This is a genomic window from Leptolyngbya sp. O-77, from assembly GCF_001548395.1.
Classification (GTDB): domain Bacteria; phylum Cyanobacteriota; class Cyanobacteriia; order Elainellales; family Elainellaceae; genus Thermoleptolyngbya.
The window spans coordinates 4,362,174-4,379,575 of the sequence record NZ_AP017367.1 but is presented as its reverse complement, the minus strand read 5'-3'; the positions used below and the strand labels follow the sequence as shown (position 1 = coordinate 4,379,575).

12 protein-coding genes and 1 pseudogene are annotated in these 17,402 nt (G+C 52.3%); all 13 read right to left on the bottom strand.

What is annotated here, in order from left to right:
* Positions 1-57: 57 nt before the first annotated feature.
* Positions 58-1,380, bottom strand: a complete 1,323-nt coding sequence (locus tag O77CONTIG1_RS18510) for a hypothetical protein (RefSeq protein ID WP_172799725.1) — start codon at positions 1,378-1,380, stop codon at positions 58-60.
* Between the two features lie 148 nt (positions 1,381-1,528).
* Positions 1,529-2,911 carry a diaminopimelate decarboxylase family protein gene (locus O77CONTIG1_RS18505; protein ID WP_068513608.1) on the bottom strand — a complete coding sequence of 461 codons (1,383 nt, stop codon included), beginning with the start codon at positions 2,909-2,911 and terminating at the stop codon, positions 1,529-1,531.
* A 483-nt stretch (positions 2,912-3,394) separates the two neighbouring features.
* Entirely contained in the window at positions 3,395-5,470 is a 2,076-nt protein-coding gene (locus tag O77CONTIG1_RS23825; RefSeq protein ID WP_197673238.1) for a hypothetical protein, read from the bottom strand.
* Positions 5,471-6,121: 651 nt separating this feature from the next.
* Positions 6,122-7,015, bottom strand: a complete 894-nt coding sequence (locus O77CONTIG1_RS28465) for a DEAD/DEAH box helicase family protein (protein ID WP_410503473.1) — start codon at positions 7,013-7,015, stop codon at positions 6,122-6,124.
* 18 nt (positions 7,016-7,033) lie between these two features.
* Positions 7,034-7,414 (bottom strand): HEPN domain-containing protein, encoded by a 381-nt coding sequence (locus O77CONTIG1_RS18495; RefSeq protein WP_068513605.1) that lies wholly within the window; start codon positions 7,412-7,414, stop codon positions 7,034-7,036.
* The gene (locus O77CONTIG1_RS18490) at positions 7,383-7,715 is read right to left on the bottom strand and encodes a nucleotidyltransferase domain-containing protein (protein WP_068513602.1); all 333 of its coding nucleotides are present in this window, start codon (positions 7,713-7,715) and stop codon (positions 7,383-7,385) included. Before O77CONTIG1_RS18490 ends, O77CONTIG1_RS18495 begins: the two co-directional genes overlap by 32 nt.
* Positions 7,712-7,936, bottom strand: coding sequence for a DUF2283 domain-containing protein (locus O77CONTIG1_RS18485; protein WP_068513599.1), 225 nt, complete (start codon positions 7,934-7,936; stop codon positions 7,712-7,714). The genes O77CONTIG1_RS18490 and O77CONTIG1_RS18485 overlap by 4 nt, the downstream gene beginning before the upstream one ends.
* Positions 7,921-8,646, bottom strand: a complete 726-nt coding sequence (locus tag O77CONTIG1_RS23815; protein WP_084783059.1) for a transposase — start codon at positions 8,644-8,646, stop codon at positions 7,921-7,923. Before O77CONTIG1_RS23815 ends, O77CONTIG1_RS18485 begins: the two co-directional genes overlap by 16 nt.
* A 90-nt stretch (positions 8,647-8,736) precedes the next feature.
* Positions 8,737-10,416 (bottom strand): DUF559 domain-containing protein, encoded by a 1,680-nt coding sequence (locus tag O77CONTIG1_RS25235; RefSeq protein ID WP_172799724.1) that lies wholly within the window; start codon positions 10,414-10,416, stop codon positions 8,737-8,739.
* A 421-nt stretch (positions 10,417-10,837) separates the two neighbouring features.
* Positions 10,838-11,236 carry a DNA methyltransferase gene (locus O77CONTIG1_RS25710; protein ID WP_197673236.1) on the bottom strand — a complete coding sequence of 133 codons (399 nt, stop codon included), beginning with the start codon at positions 11,234-11,236 and terminating at the stop codon, positions 10,838-10,840.
* Positions 11,237-11,353: 117 nt separating this feature from the next.
* Positions 11,354-12,492: pseudogene (locus O77CONTIG1_RS28460) on the bottom strand (transposase).
* Positions 12,493-12,689: 197 nt separating this feature from the next.
* Positions 12,690-14,108: a response regulator gene (locus O77CONTIG1_RS18450; protein ID WP_197673235.1), complete on the bottom strand. Its 1,419-nt coding sequence runs from the start codon at positions 14,106-14,108 to the stop codon at positions 12,690-12,692.
* Entirely contained in the window at positions 14,095-16,965 is a 2,871-nt protein-coding gene (locus tag O77CONTIG1_RS18445; protein WP_197673234.1) for a response regulator, read from the bottom strand. Before O77CONTIG1_RS18445 ends, O77CONTIG1_RS18450 begins: the two co-directional genes overlap by 14 nt.
* Positions 16,966-17,402 lie beyond the last annotated feature (437 nt).

Genomic DNA, 17,402 nt, shown 5'->3' with positions numbered 1-17,402 from the left:
CGCACGCTAGAAGTCGAGAAATCTTCACGGGCGATCGCTGCTTAAACTTCCTAAACGCTACACGGGCTGAACGACAGAACCATACCGTTCCAGATCAGGCTGTAACCTCTGAAAATTCCTCATCAGGCGGCCCTGATGCGTTACCATAGCCCGCAGCAGGGCCGGGGGAAGCGCATCTACCCAGTTGGCTCCACTCAGCTTCGCAGCAACCAGTGGCGGAATCCAATCGCGCAGCATTGCGCTAAAGGCAACAGACGCATCATGAGGCAGACCAGCCGACAGGTTGTCTACCGCCATCACGGTTATACCGCTTTCAGAAAATGGCTCCAGCACTGCCCGCGAGATCGGATCATAGCCAAACACCGGGTTGTATAAATCACCCGATTGCACCGTACAGGCAACGCTGCCCGCAGGCGGATCGCAGCTCAGATCTCCGACAACTTGCAGGCGATGATTACCCCGTCGCCATGCGGCTTGAAATGCATCGTGGGGCAAGATGCGCGGATATTGCGGGGCCCAAAAAACGCAGTTCAGCAAGATGGATACGTAAGGTAATAAATCAGGGATGCGGCTGCTGTAGCGCTCAGGAAAAGTTGCATACTCGGCACTGTCGAAAAGACCGTCCCCATTGCGGAGCGTGTCGGACTTTTGCAGAGGGCACTGAAACAGCCCTGTGCGACCAGAGGCAAACAGCGCGGGCAACGCCTCTGCCGAAACTGTTTGGGGCGACAGCAGTTGCAAAATCTCCATCGCGCCCTGACCGACGTTGCCCAATCCGGCGATCGCCACCACCAGCGGATAGTCCGTCACGCCCAGCAGCGCCAGATCTTGTTGCAGGCGCTCGCCCAGAATTTGTAGATGCGCCTTCGCTTCAGACAGGTTTACGTACTCATACACAGGCTTCAGGTCTGCAAACACGCAGGGCTTGCCCAACGCCACACAGCGCTGTCCAAAGGCTCGCAGCGTCTCAAACATCCCCGTTTGTCCAGCCGATCGCCCAAAAAACACCGTCCGCCGCCCTTCTTCATCGGTGATGCATTCATAGTCGATCAGCGTCACGCGGCGATCGAGCAGTTGTTGCAGCAGGGGCATATTGTCGGGCTGCCCCTTGATTACATGGGCAAACACCAGGTACGTTTTGCCATCCAGCAGTTGCTCTGGGTAAAGCTCTTTGACGCAACAGATGATCTCTGCCTCGGATAGGTCTTCCTGAATCACGGCTCCCGCCGCCGCAAATTCAGCATCAGAGAACGTCCGCAGTCGCGCTGGCTGCACAATAAACCGAACGCAATCGCCCAACTGCCCTTTCAAACGGCGTATGTCAGTCGGAACTAGTGGAACTCTAGCCTCAAACTTGCGATCTTCATTCTCTCGACGCATGCCAATTGTTACGTAGCTTGGATCAGTCATGATACCTTTTGAATCAGTTCATTACATAGAACTTTGCACATCTCAGTGCAGAACTAACCTGCGAAGAGTTCAACAGAGTCGAGCTAAAAATCAACTCGGCGGTTTCAAACCTAGAGACTTAAAACTGAATCAGTCGCTGATGCTGGAAGAAGTCCTCGTAGCGACTGCGGGCCCGGATTAGCTCCAGGCGATCGCCCCAAATGGCGACCTCTGCGGGGGCAGGGTGCAGCGCAAAGTTGGTTAGCGAGTGATTGAAGCCGTAAGCCCCGCAGTTTCGGATGACCAGGCGATCGCCAATTTCCAAATCCACAGGCAGCAGCGCATCGCGCACCAACACATCGATAGGCGTTGGCAGCTGACCCGCGATCGTGGTGGGCATTGTGTCGGATGACTCTTTTCCCAGGACGCGCAGAAACTTGCTGGCGTTTTGCATCGCGGGGGTGCGGTAGAGATGGTGAACACCGCCGTTGAGAATCGCAAACCGTTTGCCCTGCGATTCCTTAATGTCCAGCACCTCTGTCAAATACATCCCTGCCTCACAAACGAGATAGCGCCCCATTTCCAAAATGAAATGAAACGGCTCGTGGCTAAACAGAGCTTGCAGGGCCGCCCCAAACGCAGGCACATCAAACGCGGCATCGACCGAGTTGTAGGGCACACCAATACCGCCGCCAAAGTCGATAATGTTAATGTCAAAGCCCTGCGATCGCAGTCGGTGGGCGATCGCCACAGTGTTTTGCCACGCATCAATCAGTTGCCGATAATCCAGCACGTTGCTTTCGGTGAACACATGAATTCCCTGAAGCCGTACATGACTGAGCGACTGAATCTGCAACAGTTCGTCTGCTGTCTGCGCCTCATCTACGCCAAACTTACTCGCGCCTTGCCCATTCATGGCAATGGGTTTTAGCGTGTCGCCATTGTGACTGCCATCCGTTTCAGAGATTGCTTCGGAAACTGCTTTGAAATTCTCGTCAGCATGTACAACGCGATTCGTCTTCGCGTCGATCGCACAGCCAGAATCACAGCTATTCAGCGTGCGAAACTGGGGGTTAATTCGCAGCAGGATGGGCTGCTGTTTTCCCTGCTCCGTCGCTATCTGGTTCAGCCGTCGCGCTTCATTGGCCGACTCTACGACAATCAGCCCAATATGGTAATTGAGGGCCTCTGCCAGTTCATCATTGGTTTTGCCAGGGCCCGTGAAGACCGTTTCCTCAGCAGAATAGCCCGACTTCAGCGCGGCGATGAATTCACCCAGAGAGCTGACCTCTGCGGCTGCGCCCCGCCGCGCCAGCAGGTGCGAGAGGGTAAGATTGCTATTTGCCTTGAGGGCGTAGTGCAGGCGAAAGTTCTGAGGGAGGCTGTGGTCGAGATCCGCAAATCGGGATTCAATCAGCGCCAAGTCGTATAGATAAAGCGGCGCTCCAAACTGGGTAACGGCCTGAGACAGCAACGCTGCGCTTGGCGGCGCGGGGGCAAGGGGTAGGGTCAATCCGGGCATAGATCGTCCTCAAGCGGTGGGAAGCCTTCTAGAGCTTTCTATGGGGCATTCAGAAAGCGAATCGTCGTGAATGGTCGCAGCGACCTAACCGGATTTATGGAAAGGAGAATTCTTAACTATTTCTTAAGATTTGTAAACTCGCCCTTATTATGAACTGTTTGCAGGGTTCTGTCTAGGGGCAGCAGCCTTTCGCGATGGAGTGATCGATCAAGATAATCTGCCACAAATCCCTTTTGACGCCCACAGATAACCCTTCTTTTATCACTGTGGACAAAGAAAATCCAGAGTGACAACTTTCTGTAGAACACTCCTCCTATGCACACGCTGTAGCAGCACGAGAAACCGCTGGTTCAGATTTTCCCTCACAAAACTTTTCCCTCACAAAACTGGCAAAAGAGGGATAACCCCTCGGCGGTCGGCTCCAAACTCCGGCGGCAAGGCTAAGTCAACGGTTTGTCATCTCGCTTGGCAAGTACATTTCGTTTACTTTCCAATCATATGCAATGCCTCGATCCAGATTTTGAGTTCTTGCTCAGCTAAGTTCTTATCGGTTAATTCTTTTTCCTGATGGGCAATGTAGGTGTTCCGAAAGTCATTGATGCGGGTGACGGTTTCCAAAAACTTACGCCCACCCTGAAACCGTAACTGAGTTTGTAAGGCTTCAAACACACCGCCGATTTTCGTGGTGTCATTGAGAGCATAGTCTAAACACGAGCGCAGCAACCCGATCAGCGACAAGCCATTATTGAACACCAACGTCCGCTTCAGATTTTGTGCCAATTTGCGGTAATAGTCCTCTGATTTACGGTCAACACTGCCCAGATAGGGAGCGAACCAGGTTTTTTGGTCTTCTACGGTGACGGGCATTTCTGGTCGCAGTCGCCGCGCCAGGAAGCCTTTCGCCACTTCATCGATCGAACCCAACAGAGCGGTAAAAACAGGGGCATAATTCATCCCCTCTTTGTTCTCGAAGAAGCGGTAGAGCATGACGGCTTGATCGGCGGCGCGGCGATAGCGAGAAGGCAGAGCATTGAGAATGGCTGGATCAATCAGGCTATCGACAGCAGAAGCTTCTTCATCCACCTGCCCCAAATTCACGAACAGCGGTAAATCCTGAAATTCCTCAGCCTGGAGCAGGTTTTGCAGGGCAGGGGCACAGGCACGAGCCAGTTCAGCAACGGTATCGTTTGCCATGCGTTCAAACACGCTTTGGGGAATGTAAAGATAGTGCCAGGTGCCTGCTTTTTGCTGACTAAAGTCAGCACTACGAACGTTTTGGTTTGTAGTGGCGACTTCAGTCGTCACCCCAGAAGCAGCCTCACACCAGGCGATCGCCGCTTTTGCTTTCAGTGGCACATCCCGATCTTCTCGCCCCTTGGTTTCGACCAAATAGTAGTGACCATCAATCGTGCGGACAAAGAAATCGGGGGTATAGAAGGCAAGTCTGTCTCCATTCGCCAGGTAATCAATTCGCAAGCACTGTGGTCCGGCATTTTTGGCAAAGGCGGCGACATCGGGGGCGCGATCGCAGAACTTCGCGACTGCCACTTCTAATTCCCGATTGCAGGTGACGAGGTTGAAGAGAGTTTTTGCGGCTTCCAGGGCGGGACGGCGTTCGCTGAGAGTGACTTGAAAAGGTTTCCAGGCATTCAGGGATTTGGGCGGTTCGACCATCAGCCGTTCTTCGGTGGTGGTGGTGCGGCTGCGGATCAGGGGCACAAACACTGCCCGCAGGTGTTCGCCCACATCAGAATCGGCTAATCGAGCCACCAGAGCCGGATCGAACAAGGTAGTTTTCTGCTCAAATAGGATTTCTTCCAGAAAGGTCTGAATCAGAGGAGCCAGAATGGGATGGAGTCCTCGCAGTTTGCAAATGGTTTCCAGTTGCTTGACATAGTAGGAAACCGCGCCAATGCCCGACTCCAACAGAGGCAGATTCAACTGCATTTTTTCGACGACTTCCCCTGTAAAGAGATGTCGTCCTTCGTATTCGATCGTATTTGTCCCGTTCGTAGTGCCGACTTTAGTCGGCTCCCCAGTAACATCATTAACCCCTGAAGTGGTTACTACAAACTCGTTCGTAGTGCCGACTTTAGTCGGCTCCCCAGTAACATCATTAACCCCTGAAGTGGTTACTACAAACTCGTTCGTAGTGCCAACTTTAGTCATCCCCAAAGGCAACGGCTGAAACCGCTTAAAGGCTTTTTTCACATCCTGAATCGTCAAACCCTCCAGCTTGGGCACAATCCGAAAACCTGCGGAAAGAGTGGGAATCTGGATATTCAGGGCATTCACATCTTTGTGGGCTTCATCGGGAAAGATGGAAATCGTGGTGGCAGGAACGCGATTGAGTTCTACAATTTCCAGCGGCAAGCCTTCTTGAGCCAGTTCTTGCTGATAGAGGCTGGCAAAGGCGGGATGTTCCACTACTGTCACCAGTTCATTGGCTTGACCGGGGGGAGTCATACGGCGCAAGCCCCGACCCAGGGTTTGCTCGGGCAAAATATTGGCTTTAGAGCTGTAGGGACGCAAAGGCACGATCGTCGTCACGTTGCGCACGTCCCAAGCCTTCCCGCAGCATCAATACTGAGACAATGCAGAAATAGGGGCTGGCGTTGCTATCCAGTTCTCGACTGAGTTTTCGCAATGCCTTTAGGTCATCGTCGCTGATGGCTTTTTCGTCTTCGACAAATTCATAGCGGGCATCCTTGCCCCGTCCGACTTTTTTCAGCTTGCCCTTCAGGTTGGTGTGCAGGTTGATGGTTTTGCCGTTGAGTTGCTCAAATAGCGGGTCAGTGTTGAAGCGTTGAGTGATTTGATCGGCGGCATCGGTATCGTCGCACATGATGAACAGGAGCGGCTTTTTGCCGCTGGCTTGCCACTCGGCTTTGCTGGCTTTCCAGCGTTCGTAACCCAATAGTAAATGCTGTTCCCAGCGATAGGCGGCGTTGTCGTCGGCTTGCTCCACCAGTTTGCGGCTGGCTTGTCCGATCAGCGGGGTTTTGACAATTCCGGCATCCACCGCTTCCCCCAGCGGTGTATCGCAGACAATGTGTTTGAACAGTTGCCCTTTGTTGTCTTTGGGCGTGGCGGAAAAATCCAGTTGCGTCACCAGTTTGCAACCACTCCGAGCCAGGATGGTTTCGTGCAGGGTGCGGATGGCTTCGTTCCAGGCGGAGCCAGCATCCCAAACATGGTGAGCCTCGTCATTCAGCACCATGACGCGGCGGTGGGCCGTGATCCTGTCCCGCAATGCCGCTCCCGTATCCAGCGCTTTGGTTTTTGAGACGGCTGGCCCCATCCAGGCATAGGTGTCTTCCTCGGCTTTCTTTTTGCGTTTGGCAGTGTCGTAGAGACGATGAATATTGGTGAGATAGAGCGTCCCACCCGTAGCGGCACCACTGGCTTCGTCCTGTAGCACCACGGATAAATTCCAATCGCCGCGCCATTCGGGGGGGAATCAGGGGGGTCTTCGTCAAACACGCGCCCGTTGCCAAAGTCGTCTTTGAGGCGTTCGTAGACCGTCAGGTTGGGGGCAATGACGACAAAATGCCGCGCCATTTCAGAGTCGGATTCCCGCAGGGCGTGGAAGTAGCTCCAGACAATGCACAGGCTCATGACTTTGGTTTTACCTGCCCCGGTTGCCAGTTTGAAGGCGTAGCGGCTCCAGGCATCTTCGTCTTCAGTGATGCCCAAGGCTTGCAATTCGGCATTTGTGCCGCCAAACTCGGCAATGATTTGGGATAGGCATTCGATCCGCCGCACTTCCTTGAGGTAAATCAGGGTTTCGACGGCTTCTCGCTGGCAGAAGTAATAGCGAAACTCGAATTCTTCACCATCGGGGGTGGTTTTGCGATGAGCGCGGTTGAACCAGTGGTTGAGCAATTGAATTGTGGTGTCGCTGGCTCCGATATAAAACGCTTCTCGCCATTCTCGCACCGCTGAGCGCAGGTTATTGACCACCTCAATCGGGGAAGCTCTGCGTCCCTGTTTTACCACAGCAGGGTCGCCAGATTTTTCTGCCCGGACGCGATGGGCGTTGGGTTCCTGCCAGGGGGCAAAGAGGGGTTCGAGAACGGTGGGGTTGAGAGTGGAGGAGGTCATGGGTAGGGCGTGTGAGATTTACAACGAAAGATGCTGGCGAATGGTTTGACGAATAGCGGCACAATCTTGAAAGGCTTGATTGGCGATCGCCTGATTAGCTGAGACACCCGGATAGCGAAACTCAACCGCATAGGTTGTTAGGGCATCAAGAATCGGACGCAAAGATGCCCACCCCGGCTGGATGGGTAAGAACAGATCGAGTAATGCGCTGAGGTCGTGAGTCTTTGTAAACGGAATATTTTCTTCTTGGAGGCAAGCTTTCAGATATTTTTCGATGCATTGCTGAGCATGAAAACATACGGCATCGTAATTAGCCAGTTGCTGAACCTGAAGCTCTCGCTGAGCGGTGGCAAAATCACCTTCTGCTTTATTGACCCACTCTTGCGTGATTGGCTTCATAGAGAACACGACCATTTTTCATGATATCTTGAATAAAAAAGTCACCCATTTCCAGGCGTTGCTGAATTTGTTCAGGAGTTCTTGCTATCAGATCTAGGGGGAAGGGAGCCTTAATTTGTTGCCGAATGGCGATCGCCTTTTGCACTGGCATTTCCTCAAAGGGCAAAATTACCAATAAATCTACATCTGAGTCTTCGGTGGGCTGTCCAGAGGCATAAGAGCCAAACAAGATAATGCGTTCTGGCTGAAATTTCTCAGCAATTTGTTGACTAAAAGCCTGAATTTGACTGATAGAGATCATGCTACACTTCCTCTTCCTGAAAGCAACTCAGCCATCAATGGCTTTGATTTGGCAAGCTGACTAACCGCCAGAATGGAGAAGCCGAGCAGGTTGCTCTCTAAATCCACCCGCTCCATAACGGCATCATTTTCGGTTTCCCGCATATAGCCCGGAGCGTCCGAAAAAATCACCTCTAGAAAGTCAGCTTCCGGATCAAACCAAACTTTTACTCGCTCTGCCATAGAGTTTCTCCTGAATGAGTTTGTAGTTCTCGCTTTAGCGAGGCATATTCAGGCATTAAAAATTCATCCCATTCTCTTCCATAGTCTTTGATGGGATAGCGCACCCAAGCATCCCGTAAAAAATCACGTCCTTGCTGCGCCAAATACCAATGCACACTACTACAAATCCAGTCATAGGGTGATTTTGACCATTCGTGTTTAACCGGGTTGTAGTGAATGTAATTCAGGGTTGTGTAGTAATGGCGATCGGAGCGGATAGCGCGATCGCTATAGGCATACCAAACTTTCCGCCCGACTGTTTGATCTTCCAGGTTCCACTGTCGAGAGGTAGAGCCATGCACTCGTTGTAAAACTTTCCCGATTTGTTGATAAGGGCTAAAGCCCTTACTACAAACAGGTTCATAGTGAGGACTTGAGTCCTCACCAAAATCACCCAAATAAACTAACACATGATAATGATTGGGCAAGATCACCCATCCTCGCAGTTCAATACCACAATCTATAAACTGCTCAAATAGCAAATCTAAAAGCTGTTTGCGTCGTTGCTCAGTCTTGATATGGCACTTGTGTTCGTAGCAAGCTGCTGTTAGCAAGTAGAACGATTGATCCTGAATCGGATGAGGTGGGCTGTGGGGTGGATAGCCCTTCGCTAAGCGTTGTTGCACCAGTTCAGCCCGCTGCACGGGTGTTAGTTGGCGATACTCATACATGGCAAGTACCTCCGACATCAAGGTTCGTAGTAACGACTTTAGTCGTTATTTCCTGGTGATAAGGGCTAAAGCCCTTACTACGAACTGGGGTCATACTTCCACCTCTACGGTAATCGAGGTGTCGCAGCCGAAGGTATCGACGACTTTGACGCAGGCGGTGTATTTGCCGGGAGCGGGGTAGGTGTAGCCCGCATCGCTGATGGTTTTGAGGCTGCGATCTTTGCGGGTGCGGTAGTCTTGCCAGTCGTGGGTGAAGGGTTTACCGGGATGCCAGTTGAAATCCACTGCCCAGAAATCAATAAAATCAAAGCCGCTTTTGATCGCCCGTTCTTTGATGGCTTCCAGTTCCTTGGTGGGCACTTCGGCAAGGGATGGAAGAAACTGGGTGAGTTTGATGTCTACGGTGCGGGCTTGAGGACTAAAGTCCTCACTACGAGCCTGGTTTGTAGTAACAACTTCAGTCGTTCCTTGCGGTTGGGTTTGAGGACTAAAGTCCTCACTACGAGCTTGGTTTGTAGTAACGACTTTAGTCGTTGCTTTACGGTAGACGGGTTCGGCGGCGAGGACAGCCACTTCCAAAAACGGGGGTGGTGCCTTGCGATTCTTCTCCATAATTTCGCGGGGAATCTGCACCAGCTTCAGCTTTACGCCCAACTCCTGCACCAGGGCATTCACCAGCAGATGCAAGTCCATCTCAAACTCCCAGGCGAGGCAATAGCACTCCCGCCCGCCCGCCTGCGCCGTTGCCTGCGCCACCTGTTTGGCTTCTTCGCGGGTAAACATGGAGTCGATGCCATCCACATGGCAAAATGCCCCCGCTTTGCGCCCATGCAGTAGCGGTGAGGGCGGATTGGTCAGCACCTCGGCTTTGAAAAACTCCAGAATCACCCGCCGATGTTCTTCATCTGCCCCCTGCAAGCGGTCTTTTTGCCACCACTGCCGCTCGTAGCGCCCCAGGTTATAGACATCAAAGGCGCGATAGGGTTTGCCCTTACTGTACAACTTGCGCTGAAGCTCAATCATCCGCTTGCGGGTGGTGTGGATGGCAAACCGCCCCAAATCACACATCAACCACCTGCGCCCCAACCGCTCGGCAACCGCCCCAGTGGTGCCACTGCCACAGTTATGGATGGCACAAACCTCTGTGAGGTAAGAATGGGCTGCTTCTACTTCTAGGTCATAGACTTCTTCTTCACTGGGGACGGCGACCACGTTGGTCAAACGCACACCTTCTAGGGCGGTACCCCAAAAAACAATGTCACCGGCTTTGAGATCGCTGGCGGCAATCCACTTAGCCCCTTGGGGGCTAAATGGCTCGGCACTGATGGTCTGAATCCACGCTGCGACTCCCTCTAGGTTAGTCATGACTTTTTTGGCAGGAATCCGCATTGTCCGTAATCCTAGCGATCGCAGGTAAGCATCCCGGTTGGCATCATGGGCGATCGCCTCTGGACTGCTGTGAGCAATGGCACCATCGACTTCGACAACCAGGTGTGCCTCACGGGAGTAGAAATCGGCAATGTAGGGGCCGATCGGATGTTGACGGCGAAAGGAAACCCCCAGTTGGTTGTTCCGTAATGCACCCCACAGTTTGCGTTCTGGCGGGGTCATGGTTTGACGCAATTCACGACTGCGACCCCGCATATGTCTTGGAATGCCTGACCAGTCGGAGTGGCCGCCCAGGGTACGGGGGGCTGTTTTAGCGAGAACTTTGTGATCGGCGGTGAGCCAGAGGGTTGCTTCTGTGCGAGAGTGCCGCAGGCCAATCATTTGACCTTGGTAGGGGCGGTGGATGGTGCGCAGAACGCGATGGGCTTTGCCGTCATGGGCGAGGACAAAATCGCCGGGTTGGATGGTTTCGATGGCAACTAGGGAGAGGGTGGCTCCTTCGGGGGTAATGGTGGAATTCGCCCCTCCCCAGCCCTCCCCGCACGCGGCAGTGGAATTCGCCCCCTCCCCAGCCCTCCCGCACGCGGGGAGGGAGTAAGAGTCAGAGTCAGAGTCCTGTCCCCCCCGTGCACGGGGGGGACTACAGGGGGGGCTGCTCAGGGGACTAACTCGCCCGACCTGGGGAACTAGGGAGAGGGTGGCTCCTTCGGGGGTAATGCTGGAATTTGCCCCTCCCCAGCCCTCCCCGCACGCGGGGAGGGAGTAAGAGTCAGAGTCCTGTCCCCCCCGTGCGCGGGGGGGACTACAGGGGGGGCTGCTCAGGGGGGCTGTCAACCCGCCAGACCTGCGTACCCTTCCGTACACAAAAGAAATCGGCAACCAGATCGCCTTCGTTGGAAGAGGCTTGGATAATGCGATCAATTAAAGCTTCTGGTTTTTGAGTTGCATAGTCAACACGCTCATCTGCTTGAGAGTTAATAACAGCTAAATCAGTCCAAAGTGATGGGACTGGCATAGATGCTTCATCTGCGTATCTTTTTACTCTTGGCATCCCTGTTGATGTCAGGACGATCCGCTTTTTATCAATTAGCTCATCAATTTTCTCTTGTGTATATGCCCAATGTCTTCCAGGAGGTGGTGATAATTCTCTTCCAAAAAATCTTCGCGGTGATCCTCCACCTGCACCGTGAGCAGAAACCAACTGATATCGCCGACCGTCTGTATCTATTTGAGTGTAATGGCTATCTAAGTATTCTTTAGGTAAAGGTGCAGAAGTGTTAAATCCAGATAGAAAACTTTACATTTTAGCTTACAAGAGTCATACGAGTGTTTCGGGCAGCAGATCGTAGCTCCAATGAACCATTGAGCAGCGACGGCTCAGTTCCAGTTGTAAATACCGAAACTTGTCGAGCAATTCACTGCCATAGAATGCTGGAATTTCGATTAACAATAAGATTAAATACGTGATGAGCACCATATAAATCTGAATACTCACCCCATTCACATTCTTGGTGATGAGACGATCGAGCTTTAAGTGCATCTTGAGAAACTTCCATAACACCTCAATTTGCCAACGATGCCGATAGGTATCACTGCAGAAGTGTTGAATCTCGATACACAACTTTACAAACCTGGAGATTTTTGGCGAGTTTGAGCTTCTGTTAATGAGAATGGGGTCAATAGTCAGACCAATTCGGTATCACCAGCACCAACGCACAACTTGGCACTACCCGCCAAAATCTTAAGATTCAACACTTGTGGTATCACTGATTTCTTCGTCGCTCATCTCATTGACATTAGTTGCCAGACGAAACTCGCTCCGACTCTCCAAATCACAGAACCAAACCACGCGGTAACGGTCGTGGTCAAGTTCAGTCTTCATATTGTTCTTGATTCGCACCACAAACTTTGTTTGAGTGAGACTCATTTGGTCGAGAAATTCCCAGCTTGCGAAGCCTCTATCCATGATGCCGATGCCGTTTTCGGGAATCATCGTGCTAATCGAATCGGCAAACTTTGCATCATGTCCTTGCCCAAAATGAATCAAGCATTCACTCGAATATCCTTGCTCTAAGTTGATTCCATTCAGTAATTTAACTTGGTGATATCCTTGCAGCCAAAATAGCTTGCTGGTAAGTGTAACGATGGTTGAATCAATCGGAAAAAGTATCTGAGCCGCGGTCGGCTGTTTGCGCTTTACTTGCTCAATTAACTGTGCATAGATTCGACAAAAGTGCCCATCCGTTCGAGTTTTGCAAGCTTTAGAAAAGGTGGATATATCGACCTCAACACCTGTACGATTTAGGCGGTAAAATAAGTCTCTCATGCTGGTTAAGCCTTGTCCAACACAAAGGTCAACCAGATTTCAAAGAACAAGCGCGAGTTCAAAACGGGATAGTCATGCGGACAAAGCTGCATCAAGATCGATTTGACAAGCTTCGGAAATGAGGCTATCATCAGGCATCATTTTTTGTTTACTAGGGGACAGAATACTGCATTCTGTCCCTTTTTTTCGTCGCTTAATCTATCTTTCAACACTTCTGTTACTGAAGAGTTCGATTAGTCACTACACTGGCATAAAACCAGCGTCGCAAAGCAAAACCTACAAACTGAAGGTACCCTGAAGTTGCTCTCTCTAAGACAGTGTGCCTATTCTAAGGGCGAGAGACAGGAGAGAGCGCGAGATCGCTAATGGGCATGGAAATTGAAAATGTAGTGCAATGATCCTCGAAGGCATAGGTGAGTCGCCCGTAGTGTTGCTCCTCGATAATGCGGCGAGTCGTCACTAGCCCCAGTCCCAGCCCTTTCCCCGCAGGCTTGGTGCTAAAAAATGGTTCAAACAAACGGCTCTGCTTTTCCTGGGAAAGACCGATGCCGTTGTCTTGAATCTGAAGCAGGACGCGCCGCTCCGACTCTTGTTGAATTGTGATCACGACCTCTGGCGTGTAGGGAACCTCTGAGGGATGTTTCTCCAGAAGGTCTAGTTTTGCTTCGACAGCATCGACCGCATTGACCAATAGATTAAAAACTGCCTGACTGATTTGCTCGGCATAGCAGTTTACCAAGGGAATCGGCTGATAGTTTTTGCGAATCTGAATGGTCGTGTCTGTGGAGCGGTTTTCCAGACGATAGCGGAGGAGGGTTAAGACCGTTTCGACCGTATCTTGCAGGCTGATGCGCTTGAGGCCTGCTTCGTCCAGATGCGTGAAGCTACGCAGGGCCGACACGACGGTTTTGATGCGGGCTGCACCTGTTTTCATCGACTGCAAGATATTGTTTAGGTCGTTAATGACGAAATCTAGATCTATTTCGGTCTGGAAGTCGCGGATGGCAGCAGGTGGATCTGGGTAGTGTTGCTGATAGAGTCGGGCAAATTCCAGGATAGTTTGCACGTATTGGCGGGCCGGTTCGACGTTGCCAGAAATAAAGTTCAGCGGATTGTTGACTTCATGGGCAACGCCAGCCACAACTTTTTTCAGGGTGGACATTTTTTCCTGCTGGATCAGGGTTGCCTGCGCCCGTTTGAGGTCTTCCAGGGTTTGCCGCAGCTTTTGGTTTTGAATTTTTTGGGATTCCTGGAGCGATCGCAACATGAGTTGAGTCTGAATCCGCACCAGCACTTCTTCCAGCTGGAAGGGCTTGGTAATGTAGTCCGAACCACCAGCCTGGAAAGCCCGAACCTTATCGAGGGCATCGCTGCCTGCACTGAGAAAAATAATCGGGATGTGCTGGGTTGCCGGATCGGTCTTGAGCCGGGTGCAAAGTTCATAGCCGCTCATCTCGCCCATGTTGACATCGAGCAAGATTAGATCTGGCAGCAAGGCGGCGATCGCCCGCAGTGCCATTGCCCCACTGGTGGCTTTGCGGACTTCGTAGCCCTGCGCCATCAGAAATTTTGACAAAAAGCGGATGTTGTCAGGGACGTCGTCCACGATCAACAGATCGGGCTGGGGCGAGTCCAGTGGTTGCTCCGACGCTGAGATGAACGACGGGTCTAGGGTGGAGTCGGGTATAGCGTCTGGCATACTGGTGTGCTGAGCCGTCTCAGCCATCAGGGGATTAGGATTCGGCATTGGGAAGAAGCGGCTGAGTCGCCGCCAGAATTTTGTCGAATTGGAATTCTTGGGCCAGGTGAGACAAGGTTTGATGCAGTTCGGCTTGATCGGAAGAAAGTTCGCCCAGCAGGTCTAAAATCCGCAGATCGTTCCCCTGAAGAGCGGCCTGATGGAGATTGGCAATCCAGGAAACGGAAATCGACTGAAACTGCTCTGGCTCTAGCTGCATGGGGAGGGTGGTGCTGGCGCTACCCGCTGCAAATTCTGACGGAACCTCGTCGTAGACATAGCGCACAGAGAGATGGCGGGCGATCGCCTCAAAAATTTGCTCTCGCTTAAAGGGCTTGCTGATGAAGTCGTCACAGCCCATATTCAGGATTTCCTGGCGCTGCTCTCGAAAGGCGCTGGCCGTGAGGGCAATGATGCAGGTGCGGCTGGCGGTGGGGTCAGTGTCTAACAGTTTCTCTTCTTCCTGGCGAATCTGCCGCGTTGCCTCGTAGCCGTTCATCACGGGCATTCGCATATCCATCAGGATGAGGTGGGGCCGCCAGGCTTTCCAGAGGGCGATCGCCTCTTGCCCATTGGTCGCCTGCTGCACCTCAAATCCATGAATACTAAGCAAGCGGATCAACAAATCTCGATTCACCGGATGATCTTCTACCACCAGCAGACGGCAAGTGGGCTGATCCGTCGCCAGCCCCAAAACCCGTCCCTTCGGTTCTGCTGCTTCGGAGGTGCAGAGGGATTCATCTACCGCGTCTGCCTGGATACAGAAGGTAAACACGCTGCCTTGCCCCAGTTTGCTGTAAGCCGTGATGTCGCCGCCCATTATCTGCACATACTTGCGGCTGATGGTCAGCCCCAGACCGGTTCCTTCAGAGGCGTTCATGCCGCTGCGAGTCTGCTTGAAGGGCTTGAAGAGCTGGCCTAGCTCGTCCTCAGCGATGCCATAGCCTGTGTCTTCTACTTCAAACACCAGATACATAGGTGTGTATTTTTGAGCAGCAGCGCCGCCGGATTCGGCATCTGACGGTGAGGGGGGGGCTGTGGAGTTGGATGCGGGTCGTGCTGCGAGCTTCACCCCTGCTTCAGAGTGGGCGGCTGAGTGAGCCTTTGAATTGATGGAATCTACGTAGGAGTCGGCCGGGGAACGGTAGAACGTCAGCAGATCCGAGGCAGTCAAATCGCTAGAATACAGGCCTGTATGAACCCGTAGCGTTACGCTACCTTCTTCTGTGAATTTAATCGCATTGCCCAGTAGGTTGATGAGAACCTGGCGGAGCTTGCCTTCATCGGTGGCGATCGCCACTGGCAGATCCGCATCTAGCTCAAACACCAGCCGCAGCCCCCTTTCAGCCGCTCGGACTTGCATCATACTGTGCAAACCGTCGAGCAAATCGTGGAAATTCACCACGCTCTCTTGAACGGTGAGTCGTCCTGACTCAATCTTCGACATCTCCAGCACGTCGTTGATCAGCTGGAGCAGGTGTTCCCCGCTGGCTTGAATGGTATCCAAGTCATTTCGATAGTCCTGATGAAGACTGTGATCTAGGCTGAGCAGTTGGCTCAGACCCAGAATGGCATTCAGCGGGGTGCGTAGCTCGTGACTCATGTTGGCCAAAAACTCGCTTTTGGCTCGGTTTGCAGCGTCGGCCTGGTCTTTTGCCCGCTGCAAGTCCTCTGCCTGGGTCTGAGTTTGGGCGAGCAGTTCTGCCTGCTGCACGGCAACCCCCAGTTGGCTACCAACTTGCAGAATCATCTGCACTTCGTCGTCTTCCCATTGGCGGGGAGCGTTGTTTTGATAGGCGGCGAGTAGCCCCCAAAGCTGATCGCGGCAAAAAATAGGAACGGTGGTATAAGCGCGAGCCTGCAAGGCTTCTAGAACATTGATATAGCAGGAAGAAAAGCCAGCCGTATAGATGTCGGGAACGCAGCAGTAGGCGCCTGTCTTTTGCCGATAGATACCGCCTTCTGTATTTTGCAAGTAGGTGTCCTGGATCAAGGTTTCAGTGCCGTCAAACTTTTTGACCGTGCAACCTGCCTGGTCAATCAGTCTGTCAGTCCCGGCAGGCTTAGCTTCTGCGGCTCGTAGCTGAGAGAATTGGGACGAGTTTTGAGAAGCGGGTTCTGGCGACACGACAATTTTGCTCCAGCCATCAGCGACTGACTCTGCGACGACTGCGCCGCTCCAGTCTAGGTTAAACCGATAGATCAGCGTGCGATCGCACGCTAGGGCCTGGCGTAGTTCTTGGGTGGTGGTTTCAAAAATGTGACTCAGGCTGAGGCTCTGGCGCATCCGCTGCACAATACGGGCGATCGCCTGTTCTCGATTAATCGACTGCTTTAGCTTGCGTTCGGCAAGGGTGCGCTCTTCGATTTCTTGGCGCATCGCCTCGTTGGTTTTCAGCAGTTCGCTGGTGCGCTCCTGCACGCGGGCTTCTAGCAAAGACTCTGCCTGTTTGCGCTGTTCGATTTCTTGGGCAAGCTGGAGGTTTAGCTGCTCTAGCTGCTCAGGGCTTTTGAGCGCTAAAAACTGTGGCACCAGCTCCACAAGCTGGAGCGCCGTATAGCAAGACACCAGCGCTGTGAGCGCCCGCTCCAGCCCAGAAAACCAATAGTCAGGATGCCACAGCGTCCAAATATCAAGCAGGTGCCCAATGCCACACAGCACGATAAACGCGCTGAACAGGACAAACACCTTGGAGAAAGGCAGGTCTTCGCGCTTGCGAACAAAGTAAATCAGGATCGCCGGAATGGAAAAATAGGCGATCGCCACGAAGGCATCGCTGACCACATGCAAGCTGACCAGCGGTGTCTGCCAAAGATAGCAATGCCCGTGAGGTATATACTGCTCAGACGACAGAAGACCACTCAAGAGGTTGAACATTTTTCTACTAAACCGTGAACTAGCAAGAAACGCACCACAAGAAACGCACTGATCTCACCACAGGCAGAAAGCAGCCAGGAAGAAAGCGCTTACACAACGAGTCAAGTCAACTATCAACAAAGATGCAAAAGCAACAAGTTTGCCAAGGAAGAATCATCCGTTGGAGGGTTGACGAAACTGCTAAAATTTGAAAAGCAGTCAAAATAGCCTGAATAAAGCGATATCTTGGAAGTTTTCACTAAAAACCAGGATACCCATAATTTAGAGGGGATACCTAAGCAGGCATGGATGTTTACAAAAGAAAGTCCAAAATGCAGCCCATGCCATGAGAAAGTTGCAAATTTACTCACGGTTATGTTGCCTGTACGGAGAGATCTAGATTCCTGTAGACATAGGATTGAGACTTGCCTAGAGGTGACCGAATG